The following is a 17,055-nucleotide window of genomic DNA, read 5'->3' on the forward strand; positions in this document are numbered from 1 at the left end:
CGCGCACGGGAAGGCGCGCCCCGGCCCTCGTGCGTGTCGTGCCCGTGGATGAGCACCGCCGGGCTAGCGTGTGCCGCAGAGGGGAGCGCGATGGAGTTCGGGCAGGTCATCTCCGCGGTCGGCGAGGTCGTCGACATCGTCGGCGTGATCGCCATCGTGGTGGGCGTCGTGTATGCCATCGTCGACGCGGGCTTGCGGGGCATCCGTCGCATCCGTCCCGTGTACACGCGCTTCCGGCGCGTGCTCGGCCGGGCCATCCTGCTCGGGCTGGAGCTGCTCGTGGCGGCGGACATCATCAAGACGGTCGCCGTGACGCCGACGCTCGACTCGGTCGTGGTGCTCGCGATCATCGTCCTCATCCGCACGTTCCTCAGCTGGGCACTCGAGCTGGAGGTGTCGGGGCGCTGGCCATGGCACAAGCGCGACGAGCCCACCGACGAACCAGCGCCGGCGGAAGCGATCTGACCCGGCGCGGCACCCCCGCGGGCGGCAACCGCCTGGCCGTCCGTTGTCGTGCACGTGTGGGACCGACGCGGGAGGTAGTGCTCACACGCTCTGGCGGGCGAGTTCCTCCTCGATCACGGATGCCGCGTCGTCGACGAGCTCCTCGCTGATCACGACGCTCGGCAGGAACCGCAGCACGCTGTCCCACGAGCCGGCGTCGAGCACGATGACGCCGTTCGCCGCGGCGTGCGCGATCACGGCCTTCAATGCGCCCGGGTTCGGCGTGCGGGTTCCTGGTATCACGAGCTCCGCACCCCACATCGCACCGCGGCCGCGCACCTCACCGACCACGGGGAAGCGCGCCGCCCAGTCGCCGATGCGCGCGGCGAACGCGCGCTCGACGCGCTGCGCCTCGGCGATGAGCCCGTCGCGCTCGATGACCTCGAAGGTCGCGAGGGCCGCCGCCGTCGACACCGGGTTGCCGCCGAACGTGCCGCCGATGCCGCCCGGCTGCACCGCGTCCATGACCTCGGCGCGTCCGGTGACGGCCGCGAGCGGGAACCCGCCGGCGATGCCCTTCGCGGTCGTCACGAGGTCGGGCACGACGCCGAAGTGCTCGATGGAATACCAGGCGCCCGTACGCGCGATGCCGGCCTGGATCTCGTCGGCGACGAACAGGATGCCGTGGTCGGCGCAGAACGCCGCGAGCGCCTCGAAGTAGCCCTCCGCGGGGATCACGACGCCGCCGTCGCCCTGGATCGGCTCGACGAACAGCGCCGCGAGCTCCGATGCCCCGATGTGCGTGACGATGTAGTCGATGGTGCGGGCCGCGGCATCCGGACCGCTCAACCCGTCCTTGAAGGGGTAGCTCGACGGCACGCTGTACAGCTCGCCGGGGAACGGCCCCATGCCGGCGCGCTCCGGCCACGGGCGGTAGGTCATGGCCATCGTGAGGTTGGTGCGACCGTGGAACGCGTGGTCGAGCGAGGCGATCGCGCGGCGACCCGTGTACTTGCGGGCGATCTTCACGGCGTTCTCGACCGCCTCGGCGCCCGAGTTCACGAGGATCGAGCGCTTCTCGAAGTCGCCGGGCGTGATCTCGGCGAGCTTCTCGGCGACGCGGACGTAGTTCTCGTAGGGAGTCACGGTGAAGAGCGTGTGCGTGAGCTTCGAGGCCTGTGCGGATGCCGCGGCCGCGACGTCTGGGTGGGCGTGCCCGATCGTCGTCACGCCGATGCCGCAGCCGAGGTCGATGAGCCGGTTGCCGTCGACGTCGACGAGGATCGCTCCCGAGCCGTGGTCCATGAAGATGTCGGCGAGCGTGCCGGCCCCGCGCGACACCGCACGGCGGCGGCGCTCGAGCAGCTCGCGCGAGCGGGGGCCGGGCAGTTCGGTGACGAGGTGGCGCTGCTGGGGAACGGAGAACGACATGCCCCGAGCCTACGTCGGCGTCGGTTTCCGTCCCGTTTCGCCGGTGCCCGGCGTCGCAGGTGGCCGAGCGGATGCCGCGTCGAGCCGCCACGCGGCGACCACTCGACGGTGGTGGGCACCCTCTGACGGGCGCATGTCGATGAGCGCGACGGTGTCGAGCCGCACCCGCTCGCCGGGGCGGAGCCGGCCGTGGTGCTTGCGCGTCACGTGCGGACGGAAGTCGAGGCGCGAGCGCACGTCCACGCCGGCGGCGCCGAGCGCGTCGATGGTGCGCGCTCGCAGCGCGGCGAGCTCCCCGCCGTCGCGGACGAGCGTCACCGGCACGTCGCGTCGCCGCCCGAACATGTCCTCCTCGCCGGCTGCGGCGTGGATCACCCGTGCTCCGTGCGCGATGCCGTCGACGCCGCCGAGGAGTCGCGCCACGTCGTCGCCCCCGAGCCCGGTCTGGAAAGGCTCGACCAGGGTGACGTGCAGGGGCCAGTCGGCGACGGTGAACTCGTCGCCCGCGGCGAGCGGCACGAGGGGCAGCACGACGACGAAGCGCGCCATCCGGCGAGTCTAGCCGGGGCGCGCATCTTCGTCTCGGGCCTGGTCGGGCCGACGGGTCGTTCGGACGCCGGATCAGACGACGCGGTGCGGCTCGTCGAGCCGCCCGAGCAGTCGCAGCATCGCGGCCGGTGCGTAGCGGAACTCCACGGTGCCGCTCGCGCCGGGCTCGGTCGATCCGATCCACGTGCTCGAACCCTCGTGCACGCGCACCCAGCCGTCGTCGAAGAGCAGGTCGGTGCCGATCACGAACGCCATCGCTGGAGTGTCGCCCTGACGCACCGCGATCGATCCCTCGAAGACCTGCGACGCGGACGCGTCCTGGTCCTCGCGGGCCTGGACGCCCACGAGCGGACGGGCGATCGGGGTCGCGAAGCCCGGGGTGTGGAACGGGCTCGCCTTCGCGGCATCCGCGACGATGCCGAAGTTCACGCTCGTCGAGACGAGGCTGAGCGCGGCCTGGCCATCGAGCACGAGCCGGCTCGAGACGCGGAAGCGGTAGTAGAGCCGTCCGGACTCGCGCGGGGGCGGCAGCACCGCGACGCTCGCCCAGTTGCGCGACCAGCTGAGGGGGGCGCCCTCGCGGTTCGGCGGGTCATACAGGCTCGCCGTGATGCGGACGGCGCCGTCGGCCTGCGTGGGCGCAGCCTGCAGGGCGCTGCGCCCGCGGTCGCCCTCGGGCATCTCGTCGCGCACGGCGGTGAACGCCGGCAGCCGCTGCGGCTCCCAGTGCCGCAGCCAGCCCTGGATGCCGGACTGGATGCGGTCGAACGAGTCGCCGAGACCGTTGCGCGCCGACCCGGCGGCGCCGTCCGTGGCGTTCGGCAGGTCGTCGATGAGCTCGACGGGGAGCTCGTCGAGGCGGGAGAGGTCGCGGGCGCCGGACACGGTCGCGATGGTCATGATGGTCCTCCGTGGGGGAATGGGCTCGGGGCATCCTGAACCGGATGCACTGTCCGACGCTACGGACCGCGCCGCGACCGGCCATCCGAGCGAGCACTGAGGTTCGCTCGGGTTGTCCCTGAATTGCCCGGCGCCCGTCCCGGCTCGTCGCCGAGTCGGCGCGGCACGAGGCGGCACCGAACCGGGCCGTCTCTCCTCTGCGGTCTGAGTCCGCGCCAGCTCCGGCACTGATGCAGTTTCGGCATCAGTGCCGGAGTCGCCATGGATGAGGTCGATTCGGGACGATCTCTCGGCGGGTCAGGTGTGCCTACCCGTTCGCTCGCGACATCCGCGTCAGTACTGAGATCGACACAGACGCGACCCGGGATCCCCGATTGCCGACGTCCGAGACGCATGTGTGCCTCGTTCGGGGGTTTTGGCCGCATTCGCATGTCGGTAGAGTCCAGGCATCCGTCGAAGCTGTGGCCGGAGACAGCGGCCCAGACGGGAGAGCCTCCCGCGGCGGCGTGTCTCAAGGGAGAAACACATGCGACGAGTCAGCGCGCTTGCGACGATCGCGACGCTCACGGGGGTGGCGCTCACGGCGCTCGCGACCCCGGCGACGGCCGCGCCGAACGGGCCGAAACCGCCGTCTCCCGGCGATACGGTGACGCTGGCCGAGCACCTCGTAGGCCCGCTCACGTTCGACGTGACGCCGAACGGCACGCTCTACATCGGCCAGGACTTCGCCGGCCTGCTCACGAAGGTCTCCGGCGGGGCTTCCGAGACGCTCGCGACCGGCCCCGGCATTGCCGCGGTCTCGACCCTCGGCGACGTCGTGACGTGGGGTGAGCGCGAGGGTGACATGACGCAGGTGCTCGCCTCCCGGCTCATGCAGCGCGCCGCAGACGGAACGGTGACGTCGATCGACGTGCTCGCTTGGGAACAGGCGAACAATCCGGACGCGAGCGCCGAATACGGCTTCCGCGACCTCGCGCCGGACTGTCTCGCGCAGATCCCGCCGTTCCTGCTGCCCTTCGTCGGCCCGCACGGTGGCGCGATCGACACCCATGTGTACGGCTCGCTCATGCTGAAGGACGTGACCTACGTCGCGGATGCCGGCGCGAACGCCGTCCTCGTGGTCGACGCGGCTGGGAACATCTCGACGGTCGCCGTGCTGCCGCCGTCGAGTTTCGTCGCCACGGACGAACTCGCCGCGTCGTTCGGTCTGCCCGAGTGCGTCGTCGGTCACGACTTCATCACCGAGCCGGTGCCGACCGACGTCGAGTTGGGCGCAGACGGCTGGCTGTACGTCACCTCGCTCCCGGGAGGCCCCGAGGATGTGAGCCTGGGTGCGCGAGGCGCCGTGTACCGCGTGAACCCGGCGACGGGTGAGGTGCAGCTGTACGCGTCCGGGTTCGCCGGTGCGACCGGCCTCGCGGTCGCCCCGAACGGCACGGTGTTCGTTGCTGAGTTGTTCGGCGACCAGGTGTCGGTCATCACGAAGCGCGGCGAGGTCAGCTCCTTCGCGGACCTCCCCTTCCCTGCCGGCATCGAGTGGCAGAGCGGCCGGCTCTACGTCTCGACCGACGTGTTCGGCGACGGAAAGGTCGTCTCGATCGGGCTGCGGTAGCGTTCGGCCCCGAACCGCCCGCGCGCCTCAGACGAGCAGCTGATGCGCTGCGAGTTCGCGGTAGAGCGGCACGGATTCCACGAGCTCAGCGTGCGTGCCTTCGCCGATGACCCGGCCCTCCTCGAGCACGATGATGCGGTCGGAGTCGATGACGGTGGAGAGCCGGTGCGCGATGACGATGAGCGTGCGGCCCGCCGAGACGGCGTCGATGGCCTCGCGCATCATGCGCTCGTTGACGCCGTCGAGCGAGGACGTCGACTCGTCGAGCAGCAGGATCGGGGGTGCGGCGAGCAGCGCCCTGGCGATCGCGAGCCGCTGGCGCTCGCCGCCGGAGAGCATGATCCCGTCCTCGCCGACGGCCGCATCGAGCCCCGCGGGATCGCGGTCGAGCACGCTGCCGAGGTTGACCGCGCGCAGCACCTGTTCGCATTCCGCATCGGTCGCATCGGGGCTGCCGAGCTTGAGATTGTCACGCAGCGAGCCGGCGAGCACCGGCGCGTCCTGCTCGACGTAGCCGATCTGGGCCCGGAGCGCGCCGCGGTCGATCGAGCGCACGTCGAGGCCGCCCATCCGCACCGCGCCGACGCTCGGGTCGTAGAACCGCTCGATGAGCGAGAGGATCGTGGACTTGCCGGCGCCCGACGGGCCGACGAGCGCGATGCGCCGGCCGCGCGGCACCTGGAACGAGACGCCGCGCAGCACGGGCTGGCGCGCGGTGACGTCGGGCTCGGGCAGGTGCTCGTCGGGGGAGTCGTTGCCCGGATCGGCCGGGTCCTGCGGTGTGGCCGCGTACGCGAAGTGCACGTCGTCGAACGCGATCGCCGCGGCATCCGGGAGCATGCCCTCGTTCGCCTCGCCGACCATGAGTGCGCGGGGTGCGAGGTCGCGGTCGTACGCGTCCTCGTCGGGCAGGTCGAGGATCTCCTGGATGCGGCCGAGGGCCCCGAGGGCCATGTTCACCGAGGTGACGGCGCCGAACGCCTGCCCGAGCGGCAGGATCATCATGAACAGGAACAGGATGAACGCCACGAGGTCCGCGACGGTGATGGCGCCCGACGCGACGCGGTACCCGCCGACGCCGAGCACGACCAGGAACGAGACCTGCATCGCGATGCCGGCGATCGGCACGATGAGCGCCGAGATCTTCGCCACCTCCACGCCCATCTGCCACGCGCCCTCGGCTTCGGTGTCGACGGCACGGTTCTCACGGTCCGTCGCTCCGGCCGCGCGGATCGTGCGCACGGCGCTGATGGCGCGCTCGACGGATGCCGCGACGTCGCCGACCTTCTCCTGCGCCTGGTGCGACGCCTCGCGCACGCGGCCCGACAGCAGGGTCACGGTGGTGATGGCCACGGCGATGACGAGTACCGTGAGGCCGAGCAGCACGGGGTCGATGACGAGCATGGCGATCAGCGCGCCGACGAACGTGACGGTGCCGCCGATCGCCTCGACGAGTCCCTGGGTGAGCACGGCGCGCAGCATCGTGGTGTCGCTGCCGACGCGCGACACGAGGTCGCCCGTGCGCCTCGTGTCGAACTCCGCGATCGGCAGGCGCAGGAGCTTCGCGACGAGGCGCTTTCGGCTGGAGAGCACCACGCCCTCGCCCGTGCGCTGCAGCAGGTAGTGCTGGTAGCCCGAGATGATGCCGCTCACGATCACGAGCGCGATGAGGCCCCACACGATCCAGCCGAGCGGCTGGCCGGCCTCGACGAGGTCGATCACCTGGGCCACGAGCAGCGGCTGGGCAAGGCTCGTGAGCGCCCCGATGACCGAGAGCACGGCGACCCAGATGAGCACCGGCCGGTGTTCGAAGATGAACGGCAGCAGTTGCCGGAAGGTCGCCCTGGGGCCGGGCGCCGAAGTTCCACGGCGGGCGAAGGGGCTGCGTCGGGTGTTCGTGGGGGTCTGCGTGTCGCTCATGTGCTCTTCCTGATCCGCGTGGGAAGCGGATGCCGCATCCGCTCGATGCCTGCGCCGTCGCCGCCTTGCAGCATACGTGGCCTACCTGCGTCCGTACTTCTTGTGCACCGCCTGCTTCGACACCTCGAGGGCGATGGCGATGAGCTGCCAGCTGGCCCCGGTGGCGCGGGCTCTGTCAATTCAGGTTGACGGATGTGCCGGGGCTCGTGGCGGACGGGGTCGCGTGCGCGCCGGGGTTCACGAGCACGGAAGCCGCGCGCGCATGTCCGGCGAGGCACGCCGCTGCGGCATCCGCACCCTGAAGCGTCGCCGCGAGGAACCCGGCCGCGAACGCGTCGCCCGCGCCCGTGAGATCGCGGATGCCGTCGACCGGCGCGACGTCGACGCGCGCGGCGAGCGCTCCCGCCTCGATCACATCGGTCGGCAGCGGCCCGTGTTTCACGATCACGAGGCGTGCGACGGATGCCGCGCCGTCGCCACCCGAGAGCCCGAGCAACGCGGCCTCGTCCTCGTTCGCGAAGAGCACGTCGGGCGCGATCTCGCGGATCAGCCCGAGCGCCTCGTCGACGCCGAGCGCGGTGAGCAGGCCCGCCGACGAGGCATCCACCGACACGCGCGCGCCGGCGCCGCGCGAGACGGCAGCGAGCCGCACCAGCTCGCCGCGCATGGGCTCGCGCTCGAGGCCGTAGGCCGGCAGGTGCAGCCAGGCGACGTCATCGAGCCACGCGGGATCGACGTCGGCGAGCTCCGCAGAGGCTCCGCGGTCGGGGAACATCGTGCGCTCGCCGTCGGTGTCGACCAGGAGCACGACCGTGCCCGTGCGCCCGATGCGCTGCACGCGCACGTCGACCCCGGCCGCGGCGAGCTCCGTGGCGAGCGCCTCGCCCGCGGCATCCGCGCCGATCCTGCCGATGAAGCGCGTGGGCACGAGCGGCGCCGCGAGGGCGGCGACATTCGCGCCGCTCCCGCCTCGGGCGCGGAAGACCCGTGCCGCGGTGTCCGTGGCCGCGCGCACCGGCTCCGACGCCCAGACGACGACGTCCTCGACGAGATCGCCGACGATCGCGAGCACGCGCGCCGTGCTGCCGTGGCCGCTCACGTCGGCCGGCACCTCAGCCCGCGAGGGCACGTGCGATCTCCGCGCCGAGCGCGACGTTGCCGCGATACACCTCGAGGTTCACCTCGAGGCTGCGCCCGCCCGTCGCGCGCTGCAGGTGATCGAGGAGGAACGGCGTGGTGTCGTGCCCGGTGATCCCTGCCTCGGATGCCGCGGCGATCGCGTCGGCGAGCACCCGGTCGTGGAGGCCGGGGTCGAGTTGCTTCGCCTCGTCCACCGGGTTCGCCACGAGCACGGCTGCCGACAGCCCGAGCTCGTCGCGGGCGCGCGCGAGTGCCGCGGCATCCGCAGGGCTCTCGAGGCGGTAGTCGAGCGCGAAGCCCGAGTCGGCGACGTAGAAGCCGGGATACCGGTTCGTGCGGTAGCCGACGACCGGGATGTTGAGCGTCTCGAGGCGTTCGAGCGTCGCCCTGATGTCGAGGATGGACTTCACGCCCGCGCTCACGAGCGTGATCGGAGTCTCGGCGAGCGTGGTGAGGTCCGCCGATTCGTCGAACGTCTCGCTCGCCCCACGATGCACGCCGCCCAGGCCGCCCGTCGACATCACCCGGATGCCGGCGCGGTGCGCGAGCCAGGCCGTCGCCGCGACCGTCGTGCCGCCGTCGAGCCGCTTGGCCCGGGCGATCGGCAGGTCGCGCACGCTCACCTTCACGACCTCGGCGACGGTGCAGAGCCGCTCGATCTCGGCGGGCGAGAGGCCGACGACCGGAACGCCGTCGATCACGCCGATCGTCGCCGGGACGACGCCGGCGTCGCGCACGAGCTCCTCCGACGCGAGGCCGACCTCGAGGTTGCGGGGAGTCGGCAGGCCGTGGCTGAGGATCGTCGACTCGAGCGCGAGCACGGGGCGGGAGTCGGCGATCGCGGCGGCGACCTCTTCGCCGAGCCGGATGGCGGAGGGAGACGGTGACTGCATCCCGCCATGGTAGGTCGAGGCCGACGCGAGTGGCGCTCTCTCGCCGATGTCGGCGGCCCGCACTAACGTGGGGAACCGTGTCGGAACCAGTCATCGTCGCCCGAGAACTCGTGAAGCGCTACGGGGACTTCGCCGCGGTCGACGGCATCTCCTTCGAGGTCGCGCCGGGAGAGTCGTTCGGCCTGCTCGGGCCGAACGGCGCCGGCAAGTCGACGACGATGCGCATGGTCGGGGCGGTGTCCACGCGCACCGCCGGCGACCTGTCCGTGCTCGGCCTCGACCCCGACGCGTTCGGGCCCGAGATCCGGTCGCAGCTCGGCGTCGTGCCTCAGTCCGACAACCTCGACACCGAGCTCCGGGTGCGGGAGAACCTCCTCGTCTACGGCCGGTACTTCGGCCTGCCCGGCCGACTCGTCGCGAAGCGCGCCGACGAGCTGCTGGCGTTCGCGCAGCTCGAGGAGAAGGGCAAGGCGAAGGTCGACTCGCTCTCGGGCGGCATGAAGCGCCGCCTCACCATCGCCCGGGCGCTCATCAACGATCCGCGCGTGCTGCTGCTCGACGAGCCGACCACCGGCCTCGACCCGCAGGCGCGCCACATCCTGTGGGACCGCCTGTTCCGGCTCAAGGAGCAGGGCACGACCCTCCTGCTCACGACCCACTACATGGACGAGGCCGAGCAGCTCTGCGACCGGCTCGTCGTCGTCGACAAGGGCACGATCATGGCCGAGGGCACCCCGGCGGAGCTCATCAGGCGCTACTCCTCGCGCGAGGTGCTCGAGGTGCGCTTCGGCAGCGACCGCAACAGCGAGGTCGCCGAGCGACTCGTGGGCATCGGCGACCGGATGGAGGTGCTGCCCGACCGCATCCTCGTCTACAGCGACGACGGCGAGGCGGAGCTCGTGCGCATCACGGATGCCGGGCTCCACCCGATCACGAGCCTGGTGCGTCGCTCGAGCCTCGAGGACGTCTTCCTCCGCCTCACCGGACGGAGCCTCATCGAATGAGCCACGGCCTGAGCACCGAGCCTCGCAGCGACACCGCGCGCGCGATCGCCGGGGGGCGCAAGCCGCGCCGGTGGGGGGCGTGGTACGTCGCGCTGCACCGGTTCCGGGTGATGAAGAGCTACACCGGCACCGTCGTGGTCGCCGGCATCGGTAACCCGCTCATCTACCTGTACGCCCTCGGCGTCGGGCTCGCCACCATCGTCGACGTCGACCTCGGCGGCGTCAGCTACCTCGTGTTCGTCGCGCCTGCGCTGCTCGCAAGCGCGGCCATCACGGTGGCGAGCGAGGAGTTCACGTACCCGATCATGCTCGGCTACAAGTGGAACCCCACCTTCACCGGCATGAGCGCCTCGCCCCTCCGGCCCACGCAGATCGTCGACGGCGTCATGATCTCCGTCGCGGTGCGCATGACGGTGAACCTGCTCCTGTTCTTCGCGCTCATCCTCGTGTTCGGGGCGGCGCCGTCGCCGATCGCCTTCCTCATGATTCCCGCAGGCCTGCTCGGCGGGCTCGCGTTCGGCGCCGTGCTCATGGGTTACACGTCGACGCTCGAGGAGGACACCGGACAGCTCGCCATGGTCATGCGCTTCGTGGTGCTGCCGATGACGCTCTTCTCGGGCACGTTCTTCCCGTTGTCGACCTTCCCCATCGCACTGCAGTGGATCGGCTGGATCTCCCCGCTCTGGCACAGCACCGAGCTGGCACGAGTCTTCTCCTACGGCTACGCGGAGCCGATCTGGCTCACCGTGGTGCACGTCGCATACCTCGTGGCGCTCGTGGCGATCGGATGGGCCTGGGCCCGGCGCATCGCCGTGAGGAGGCTCGGCCGATGATCGGCGTCACGCAGCGAGATCTCGTGCAGCCCGGCCCCCGCCCGCGTCCGGTTCGATCGCTCTACGCCGGCAACGCCCGCGCGGTCATGCTGCGCGGCTGGCGGGCGACGCGAAGCACGAACTGGCTCGTCGTCGTGAGCGGGTTCTTCGAGCCGATCTTCTACCTCCTCGCCATGGGCATCGGCCTGGGCGCACTCGTCGGGACGGTGACGACGGCGAGCGGCCAGGAGGTGCCCTACGCGGCGTTCATCGCCCCGGCGCTGCTCGCGGTCGCCGCCATGAACGGTGCGATCTACGACTCGACGTGGAACGTGTTCTTCAAGATGCAGTTCGCGAAGCTCTACGAGGGCATGCTCTCGACGTCACTCGGCCCGCTCGACGTCGCCCTCGGCGAGATCCTCCTCGCGCTCCTTCGCGGCGCGCTGTACGCGGTCGGGTTCCAGCTCGTGATGCAGGTGCTCGGGCTCAACCTCTCGTGGTGGGCGCTGCTCGCGATCCCGGCGGTGCTGCTCATCGCGTTCGGCTTCGCGAGCGTCGGCATGGCGATCACGAGCTACATGAAGACCTTCCAGCAGATGGACTGGATCAACTTCGTGATGCTCCCGATGTTCCTGTTCTCGGCGACGTTCTATCCGATCACGGTGTACCCCGAGTGGCTGCAGCGCTTCATCGAGGCGCTGCCGCTCTGGCACGGCGTCGAGCTGGTGCGCGGGCTCACCACCGGTGACGTGAGCTGGGGCATGCTCTGGCATGTTCTCTACTACCTGGTCATGATCGCGATCGGACTGGTCTTCACGACGCGGCGGCTTCGGGCGCTCTTCCTCGACTAGATCGTCCTCCGAGGCTCAGTCGACGAGGTCGTCGGGCGGCAGTATCCAGGCGTCCTCGAGCAGGATCCGCTCCGGTGGCGACGCGTGCCACCGGTCGTCGGGGTCGTCTGCCTCGGCGACCGCGAAGAGGGCCGGAAGCGCCGCCTCCCAGTGGGCCCGCGTCTCCCACATCGCGATCCCGACGATCCGGCCGCCGCCGTCCTCCCGCCATGGCCCGATATGCACCAAGCCGGGCGTGCCCAGGGCGGCGAGCCTCACCCGGTTCATGGAGTCGAGCACATCCTGCTCGAAGCCCGGATTCGGAACGTGGATCGACATGTGGATGAACATGCGCCCACGCTAGCCCGGCGCGCCCGCGAGGTCACGGGTGGGCGTGGACGGAGTGTTTCCGCGTGTGACGGACCGCAGCGACATCCGGATGCGCCGAGCGTATCGTGGCGGAATCGAACACCGAGGAGCCCTCATGTCGCACCACGAGCCGCGCGCCACCACCGAGCCCCGCACGGGCGCGGCGATGGGCATGCGCGGCTGCGTGTCGGCGTCGGAGTGCCGCAGTGACCGTCCGGGTCACGGGCTGCACGCCATGCAGGATCGCCTCGCAACGACGACCGCCAGCAAGTGGATCGACGCCATCGTGGCGGAGATCGACGGAGACGGCTTCGCGACGATCGTCGGCTTCCACGCCGGCGACGTGCGGCGGGTGTGGCACCACGACGGGTTCGCCGGCACACTCCGCGCGGGGGAGCCGGTCGCCCTCCACGCCCTCTACGGCGTACTCGCCAGCGGCGACGAGCGGTTCAGCGTCGCCTACGCCTGAGATCGGGTCTCCCGCAGGGGTCGCGACGCTCACGCCATCGGCATCGCCTCGCTCATCGAGCCCATCATCTTCTCCATCGCCATGACCGCCTGATCGCAGGCCATCGCGCACATCCGGCAGTGCTCGCTCATGTCGGCGTGCATCATGCACTCCGCCGAGCAGGCACGGCACATCATGACCGTCGTCTGCATCATCGACATCATGACCTGCATGTCCCAGCCGTTCATGCGCAGCATCATGCGCATCATGGTGTCGCACACGTCGGCGCAATTGGAGCACAGGCCGGCGCACTTCGCCATGCCCTCGCCCGCGTCCGCGTCGGCGCACATGATGCACGCCTGCATGCACGCGGAGAGGGCCTCCATACACTCCTGCATCATCGCCGGATCCATGCCCTTCATCGGCATGTCCGACGATGACATGGCGCCCTTCATCATGTCCATCGTCATGTTCATCCTGCGGCTCGCCGTCCCGGGCGGCCGAGCGCCGACGGTGCCGGCAGACGTCTCGGCGGCCCTGTTCGGTGCCATGCTACGCCGGGCTCCGTCCGGCGAGAAAGAGAATGAGCGAACCGTTCACCAGCGCGAAACAGGGCGGATGCCGCGGGCCGGCTGGCCCGCGGCACCCGCCCCGTCGATCGTGTCGGCCCTACAAGGATGCAGCCTCGACTTCGTACGCGATGAGCGGCATGGATCGTGCGCCGAACGGCGCCATCAGCGCCAGGCGACCGCGATCACGATGTTCGCGAACGTGAGCCCGCCGACCGTCCAGAGGGCCCAGCTCGGAGCGGGAGTCTTCTTGCGGTAGACGAAAACGAGCACCGTGATGACGATCGCGATGAGGAGCTTCACCCCGAGCTTCACGTTGTTCAGGTCGGCCAGGTCGCCGATCTGGATGGTCGCCACGAGGAGGATGCCGGTCACGATCTGCGTGAGCGCGCCGCGCCACATGATGGGGAGCACGGTGCCCTCACCTGCCGCGATCGCCTTCTGTTGCACCAGGAATCCGCCGAAGAGCATGGCGAGGCCGACGAAGTGCAGGATGAGGAGGATGATGCGCAGGACGTCCATGCCACGAGCATAGGAGCCGCGCGTTCCCCGGCACCAGCCGAACGGGACCCTGTCGGGCGAAATCAATCGAAGGTCGGATGCCGGGCGCTCAGCGCCAGACCGAGCTCAGCGCCCGAGCAGTCGCCACGGCCGCCTCGGCCGCCTCGCGCCCCTTGTCCTCCTTGGAGCCGGGGAGCCCGGCCCGGTCCAGCCCCTGCTGTTCGTCATCGAGCGTGAGCACCCCGAACCCGACCGGCTTGCCCGTGTCGAGCGCGACTCGCGTGAGCCCATCGGTCGCCGCCGACGACACGTACTCGAAGTGGGGCGTGCCGCCGCGGATGATCACGCCGAGCGCGACCACCGCGTCGGCGCCCGCTTCGAGGGCCGCCTTCGCCACGACGGGGAGCTCGAAGCTGCCGGGCACGCGCAGGAGGTCGAAGGAGGCTCCGGATGCCTCGAGCGCACGGGTCGCGCCCGCGATCAGGCCGTCCGTGATCTCGTCGTGCCAGCTGCCGGCGACGATCACGACCCGGAGGCCGGTACCGTCGACGTCGAGCTCGGGGGAGCCTGCTCCGCTCATGATGCGTGTCCTTTCAGGAGGGCCTCAGCCGCGGCATCCGTCAGCTGGTGGTCGTCGATCGCGTGCCCCATTCGGCGGCGCTTCGTGTCGAGGTACTCCGTGTTGCCCGCGCCGACGCCGACGACGAGGGGCACGCGCTCCGCGACGCGGATGCCGTGCGCCTCGAGCTGGCGCACCTTCTCGGGATTGTTGGTGAGCAGGCGCACGGTCTCGACGCCGAGATCGGCGAGGATCGCCGTGGCTGCGCCGTAGTCGCGCGCGTCGATCGGCAGCCCGAGCGCCACGTTGGCGTCGAGGGTGTCGAGGCCGTCCTCCTGCAGCCGGTAGGCGCGGAGCTTGTTGATGAGGCCGATGCCACGGCCCTCGTGGCCGCGCAGGTACACCACGACGCCGCCGACGTCCTGGATCTCGTCGAGCGCGGCGTCGAGCTGCGGGCCGCACTCGCATTTCAGCGACCCGAACGCCTCGCCCGTGAGGCACTCGGAGTGCACCCGCACGATCGCGCCCGCTGGGTCGTTCGCGGGATCGCCCGCGATGAACGCGACGTGGTCGGCCCCGGTGTTGCGGTCGCGGTAGGCGCGCACCCTGAACATGCCGTGCTCCGTCGGCAGTGCGGTCTCGACCTCGAACGCGACCCGCGAGGACTCCGGAACGGCGGCCGGCGCGACGACCGCGCCGAGGGCGTGGCCGGGGTGCCATTCGTCCATCCACTCGATGAGCGCCGCGACCGTCGTGACAGGAAGCCCGTCGCGCGCCCCGAGCTCGATGAGCCCCGGCAGGCGCATCATCTCGCCGTCGTCGGCCACGATCTCGCCGATCACGCCGACGGGGGAGAGCCCGGCGAGCAGCATCAGGTCGACCGCCGCCTCGGTGTGGCCGGCGCGCTCGCGCACGCCGCCGTCGACGGCGCGCAGGGGCAGGATGTGGCCGGGCCGGATGAGCCGCTCGGGCGTCGAGGCGGCGTCGGCGAGCACCCGCAGCGTGTGGGCGCGGTCCGCCGCGCTGATGCCGGTCGACGTGCGATCGGCGGCGTCGACCGAGATCGTGTAGGCCGTCCCTCGCACGTCCTCGTTGCGTTCGGTCATGAGCGGGAGCTCGAGGCGGTCGGCGACCGCGTTCGGCATCGGCGCGCAGAGGAAGCCGCTCGTGTGGCGCACCATCCACGCGATCCACTCCTGGGTCGCGAACTCGGCGGCCATGATCGCATCGCCCTCGTTCTCGCGTGCCTCGTCGTCTGCGACGATCACGGGCTTGCCGGCGCGCAGCGCCTCGAGCACCTCGGGGATCGTGGCGAGGCTCATGCGAGCCTCCCCGCTCCGGTGGCGACCGGTTCGGCGAGCGACGAGGGCAGCGAGCGGTGCGCGTCGAGGCGCAGCATCCGCTCGACGTGCCGGGCGAGGATGTCGGTCTCGAGGTTCACGAGGTCGCCGACCTCGAGCCGGCCTAGGGTCGTGGCGGTGAGCGTCTCCGGGATGAGCGACACCTCGAACCACGAGCCAGCGGGCTCGTCGCCGAGCGCGCTCACGGTGAGCGAGACGCCGTCGACCGCGATCGACCCCTTGTCCACCACGAGCGGGGCGTGCGCCTCGTCGAGCGAGAAGCGGATGACGCGCCACGCGTCGCCCGGGCGGATTTCGAGCACGCGCGCGGTTCCGTCGATGTGGCCCTGCACGATGTGGCCGCCGAGCCGGTCTCCGACGAGGGCCGCGCGTTCGAGGTTGACCTCGAGGCCCTCGTGGGCGGCGTCGAACGTCGACATTTCGAGGGTCTGCGCCATGACGTCGGCGGTGAACGACTCGGCGTCGAACTCGACGACGGTGAGGCACACGCCCGAGACGGCGATGGAGTCGCCGTGCTTCACGCCCTGCAAGGCGAGCGGCCCGCGCACGGTGAGGCGCGCGGCATCCGCGCTCCGCTCGACGCGCGTGACGGTGCCGAGCTCCTCGATGATTCCGGTGAACATGTCAGTTCCCTTCGGTCGGTCTGGGGTGGGCGACGACGAGCAGGTCGTCGCCGAGCCGCTCGACGGCGGCGAAGTCGAAGCGTCGGGCATCGGTGATGGTCGCGATGCCGAGGTCGTCGATCGCGACCCTGTGCCCGCCGAGCAGGACGGGCGCGAAGTACACCAGCAGCTCGTCGACGAGGCCCGCGGCGAGGAACGCGCTCGCGAGGGTCGGCCCGCCCTCGACGAAGAGCGAGCGGATGCCGCGGACCTGCAGCTCGTGCAGGTCGGCTGCCAGGTCGGCGCCCTCGACGAAGACGGGGGCGTGCGGATGCCGCGTGAGCGCCGCGTCGGCAGGAACGGGGCGCCGCCCGAACACGACGGGGATCGGCTGCGCGTCGAAGAACTCGCCGCCGGGGGCGCGGGCCGTGAGCGCGGGGTCGTCGGCGAAGACGGTGCCGGTGCCGACCGCGATGGCGTCGGCGGCGGCGCGGCGACGGTGCACGTCGGCGCGCGCGGCGGGGCCGGTGATCCACTGGCTCGAGCCGTCGGATGCCGCAGCGCGGCCGTCGAGGCTCGCCGCCCACTTCACGGTCACGCGCGGACGACGGTGCCGGGCGGCGAAGAGCCAGTCGTCGAGCATCGCCTCGACCTCCTCGGCGAGCACGCCGCCCGTGACGTCGACGCCGGCGGCGCGGAGGCGCTCGGCGCCGCCCGCGGAGTGGTCGCCCGGATCGGCGACGGAGTAGACGACGCGGCTGACGCCGGCATCGATGAGCGCGACCGCGCAGGGACCGGTTCGCCCGGTGTGGTTGCACGGCTCGAGCGTGACGACGACGACCGCGCCCTCTGCGGCACCCGGGGCGAGCTTCGCGAGCGCGTCGACCTCGGCGTGGGGGGTTCCGGCGCCGCGGTGCCATCCCTCGGCGAGCACGTCGCCGTGCGGCGAGAGGATGACGCAGCCGACGCGCGGGTTCACGCCGCGGGCGGGGCCGCGTGCGGCCAGCTCGAGGGCGCGGCGCATGGCGGCGGCATCCGCCATCGTGTGCTCACCCGTGGTCATCCCGCGTCCTGTCCTCAGGGCTCCGGGGGATGCATCGGCGATGCCGCG

General features: G+C 71.3%; 19 protein-coding genes and 1 pseudogene. 6 read left to right on the forward strand and 14 right to left on the reverse strand.

Annotation, left to right across the window (positions count from 1 at the left end; translation table 11 throughout):
* Nucleotides 1-90 precede the first annotated feature (90 nt).
* On the forward strand, nt 91-465 hold the full coding sequence (locus ASG80_RS09965; protein ID WP_056730122.1) for a DUF1622 domain-containing protein: 375 nt from the start codon (nt 91-93) through the stop codon (nt 463-465).
* Nucleotides 466-546: 81 nt separating this feature from the next.
* Here ASG80_RS09965 and gabT read toward each other — a convergent pair whose 3' ends face one another.
* The 3 genes from gabT to ASG80_RS09980 form a co-directional block, all read right to left on the reverse strand.
* On the reverse strand, nt 547-1,875 hold the full coding sequence (gabT, locus tag ASG80_RS09970; RefSeq protein ID WP_056730124.1) for a 4-aminobutyrate--2-oxoglutarate transaminase: 1,329 nt from the start codon (nt 1,873-1,875) through the stop codon (nt 547-549).
* A 9-nt stretch (nt 1,876-1,884) separates the two neighbouring features.
* Complete coding sequence (locus ASG80_RS09975) at nt 1,885-2,424, reverse strand: 2'-5' RNA ligase family protein (protein ID WP_056730125.1); 540 nt, start codon at nt 2,422-2,424, stop codon at nt 1,885-1,887.
* 72 nt (nt 2,425-2,496) lie between these two features.
* Nucleotides 2,497-3,324, reverse strand: a complete 828-nt coding sequence (locus ASG80_RS09980) for a hypothetical protein (RefSeq protein ID WP_056730127.1) — start codon at nt 3,322-3,324, stop codon at nt 2,497-2,499.
* A gap of 526 nt (nt 3,325-3,850) precedes the next feature.
* Between ASG80_RS09980 and ASG80_RS09985 the strand changes: the two genes are divergently transcribed.
* Nucleotides 3,851-4,936 carry a ScyD/ScyE family protein gene (locus tag ASG80_RS09985; RefSeq protein WP_056730129.1) on the forward strand — a complete coding sequence of 362 codons (1,086 nt, stop codon included), beginning with the start codon at nt 3,851-3,853 and terminating at the stop codon, nt 4,934-4,936.
* A 27-nt stretch (nt 4,937-4,963) separates the two neighbouring features.
* On the opposite strand, the gene ASG80_RS09990 is transcribed toward ASG80_RS09985, so the two are convergent.
* The 4 genes and pseudogenes from ASG80_RS09990 to ASG80_RS10000 form a co-directional block, all read right to left on the reverse strand.
* Complete coding sequence (locus ASG80_RS09990; protein ID WP_056730130.1) at nt 4,964-6,856, reverse strand: ABC transporter ATP-binding protein; 1,893 nt, start codon at nt 6,854-6,856, stop codon at nt 4,964-4,966.
* Nucleotides 6,857-6,937: 81 nt separating this feature from the next.
* Nucleotides 6,938-7,036: pseudogene (locus ASG80_RS24430) on the reverse strand (AsnC family protein); the annotation flags it as partial.
* Complete coding sequence (locus tag ASG80_RS09995) at nt 7,032-7,985, reverse strand: carbohydrate kinase family protein (protein ID WP_235508263.1); 954 nt, start codon at nt 7,983-7,985, stop codon at nt 7,032-7,034. The gene ASG80_RS09995 and the pseudogene ASG80_RS24430, both read right to left, overlap by 5 nt.
* Nucleotides 7,969-8,889: a pseudouridine-5'-phosphate glycosidase gene (locus tag ASG80_RS10000; RefSeq protein WP_056730900.1), complete on the reverse strand. Its 921-nt coding sequence runs from the start codon at nt 8,887-8,889 to the stop codon at nt 7,969-7,971. The genes ASG80_RS09995 and ASG80_RS10000 overlap by 17 nt, the downstream gene beginning before the upstream one ends.
* A gap of 77 nt (nt 8,890-8,966) precedes the next feature.
* Between ASG80_RS10000 and ASG80_RS10005 the strand changes: the two genes are divergently transcribed.
* Genes ASG80_RS10005 through ASG80_RS10015 form a run of 3 tightly spaced genes read left to right on the forward strand, consistent with a single transcriptional unit; the run spans nt 8,967 to nt 11,556 of the window.
* The gene (locus tag ASG80_RS10005) at nt 8,967-9,893 is read left to right on the forward strand and encodes an ABC transporter ATP-binding protein (RefSeq protein WP_056730132.1); all 927 of its coding nucleotides are present in this window, start codon (nt 8,967-8,969) and stop codon (nt 9,891-9,893) included.
* Nucleotides 9,890-10,726 carry an ABC transporter permease gene (locus ASG80_RS10010; protein WP_156401771.1) on the forward strand — a complete coding sequence of 279 codons (837 nt, stop codon included), beginning with the start codon at nt 9,890-9,892 and terminating at the stop codon, nt 10,724-10,726. Before ASG80_RS10005 ends, ASG80_RS10010 begins: the two co-directional genes overlap by 4 nt.
* Complete coding sequence (locus ASG80_RS10015) at nt 10,723-11,556, forward strand: ABC transporter permease (RefSeq protein WP_056730134.1); 834 nt, start codon at nt 10,723-10,725, stop codon at nt 11,554-11,556. The genes ASG80_RS10010 and ASG80_RS10015 overlap by 4 nt, the downstream gene beginning before the upstream one ends.
* A gap of 15 nt (nt 11,557-11,571) precedes the next feature.
* On the opposite strand, the gene ASG80_RS10020 is transcribed toward ASG80_RS10015, so the two are convergent.
* The gene (locus tag ASG80_RS10020; protein ID WP_056730136.1) at nt 11,572-11,886 is read right to left on the reverse strand and encodes an antibiotic biosynthesis monooxygenase; all 315 of its coding nucleotides are present in this window, start codon (nt 11,884-11,886) and stop codon (nt 11,572-11,574) included.
* Between the two features lie 133 nt (nt 11,887-12,019).
* On the opposite strand from ASG80_RS10020, the gene ASG80_RS10025 reads away from it, so the two are divergent.
* On the forward strand, nt 12,020-12,373 hold the full coding sequence (locus tag ASG80_RS10025; protein WP_056730139.1) for a hypothetical protein: 354 nt from the start codon (nt 12,020-12,022) through the stop codon (nt 12,371-12,373).
* Nucleotides 12,374-12,402: 29 nt separating this feature from the next.
* Here ASG80_RS10025 and ASG80_RS10030 read toward each other — a convergent pair whose 3' ends face one another.
* The 6 genes from ASG80_RS10030 to ribD all read right to left on the reverse strand — a co-directional run bounded on the left by ASG80_RS10030 (nt 12,403) and on the right by ribD (nt 17,007).
* The gene (locus ASG80_RS10030; protein ID WP_235508264.1) at nt 12,403-12,822 is read right to left on the reverse strand and encodes a hypothetical protein; all 420 of its coding nucleotides are present in this window, start codon (nt 12,820-12,822) and stop codon (nt 12,403-12,405) included.
* 264 nt (nt 12,823-13,086) lie between these two features.
* Nucleotides 13,087-13,443 carry a hypothetical protein gene (locus ASG80_RS10035; protein ID WP_056730141.1) on the reverse strand — a complete coding sequence of 119 codons (357 nt, stop codon included), beginning with the start codon at nt 13,441-13,443 and terminating at the stop codon, nt 13,087-13,089.
* 88 nt (nt 13,444-13,531) lie between these two features.
* Nucleotides 13,532-14,002 (reverse strand): 6,7-dimethyl-8-ribityllumazine synthase, encoded by a 471-nt coding sequence (gene ribH, locus ASG80_RS10040; RefSeq protein ID WP_056730143.1) that lies wholly within the window; start codon nt 14,000-14,002, stop codon nt 13,532-13,534.
* Entirely contained in the window at nt 13,999-15,303 is a 1,305-nt protein-coding gene (locus tag ASG80_RS10045; protein ID WP_056730146.1) for a bifunctional 3,4-dihydroxy-2-butanone-4-phosphate synthase/GTP cyclohydrolase II, read from the reverse strand. The genes ribH and ASG80_RS10045 overlap by 4 nt, the downstream gene beginning before the upstream one ends.
* Nucleotides 15,300-15,965 carry a riboflavin synthase gene (locus tag ASG80_RS10050; protein WP_056730148.1) on the reverse strand — a complete coding sequence of 222 codons (666 nt, stop codon included), beginning with the start codon at nt 15,963-15,965 and terminating at the stop codon, nt 15,300-15,302. The genes ASG80_RS10045 and ASG80_RS10050 overlap by 4 nt, the downstream gene beginning before the upstream one ends.
* Before the next feature lies 1 nt (nt 15,966).
* Complete coding sequence (ribD, locus tag ASG80_RS10055; protein ID WP_056730150.1) at nt 15,967-17,007, reverse strand: bifunctional diaminohydroxyphosphoribosylaminopyrimidine deaminase/5-amino-6-(5-phosphoribosylamino)uracil reductase RibD; 1,041 nt, start codon at nt 17,005-17,007, stop codon at nt 15,967-15,969.
* Between the last annotated feature and the right edge of the window lie 48 nt (nt 17,008-17,055).

Origin of the sequence: Agromyces sp. Soil535 (assembly GCF_001428255.1) — a bacterium.
Lineage (GTDB): Bacteria > Actinomycetota > Actinomycetes > Actinomycetales > Microbacteriaceae > Agromyces.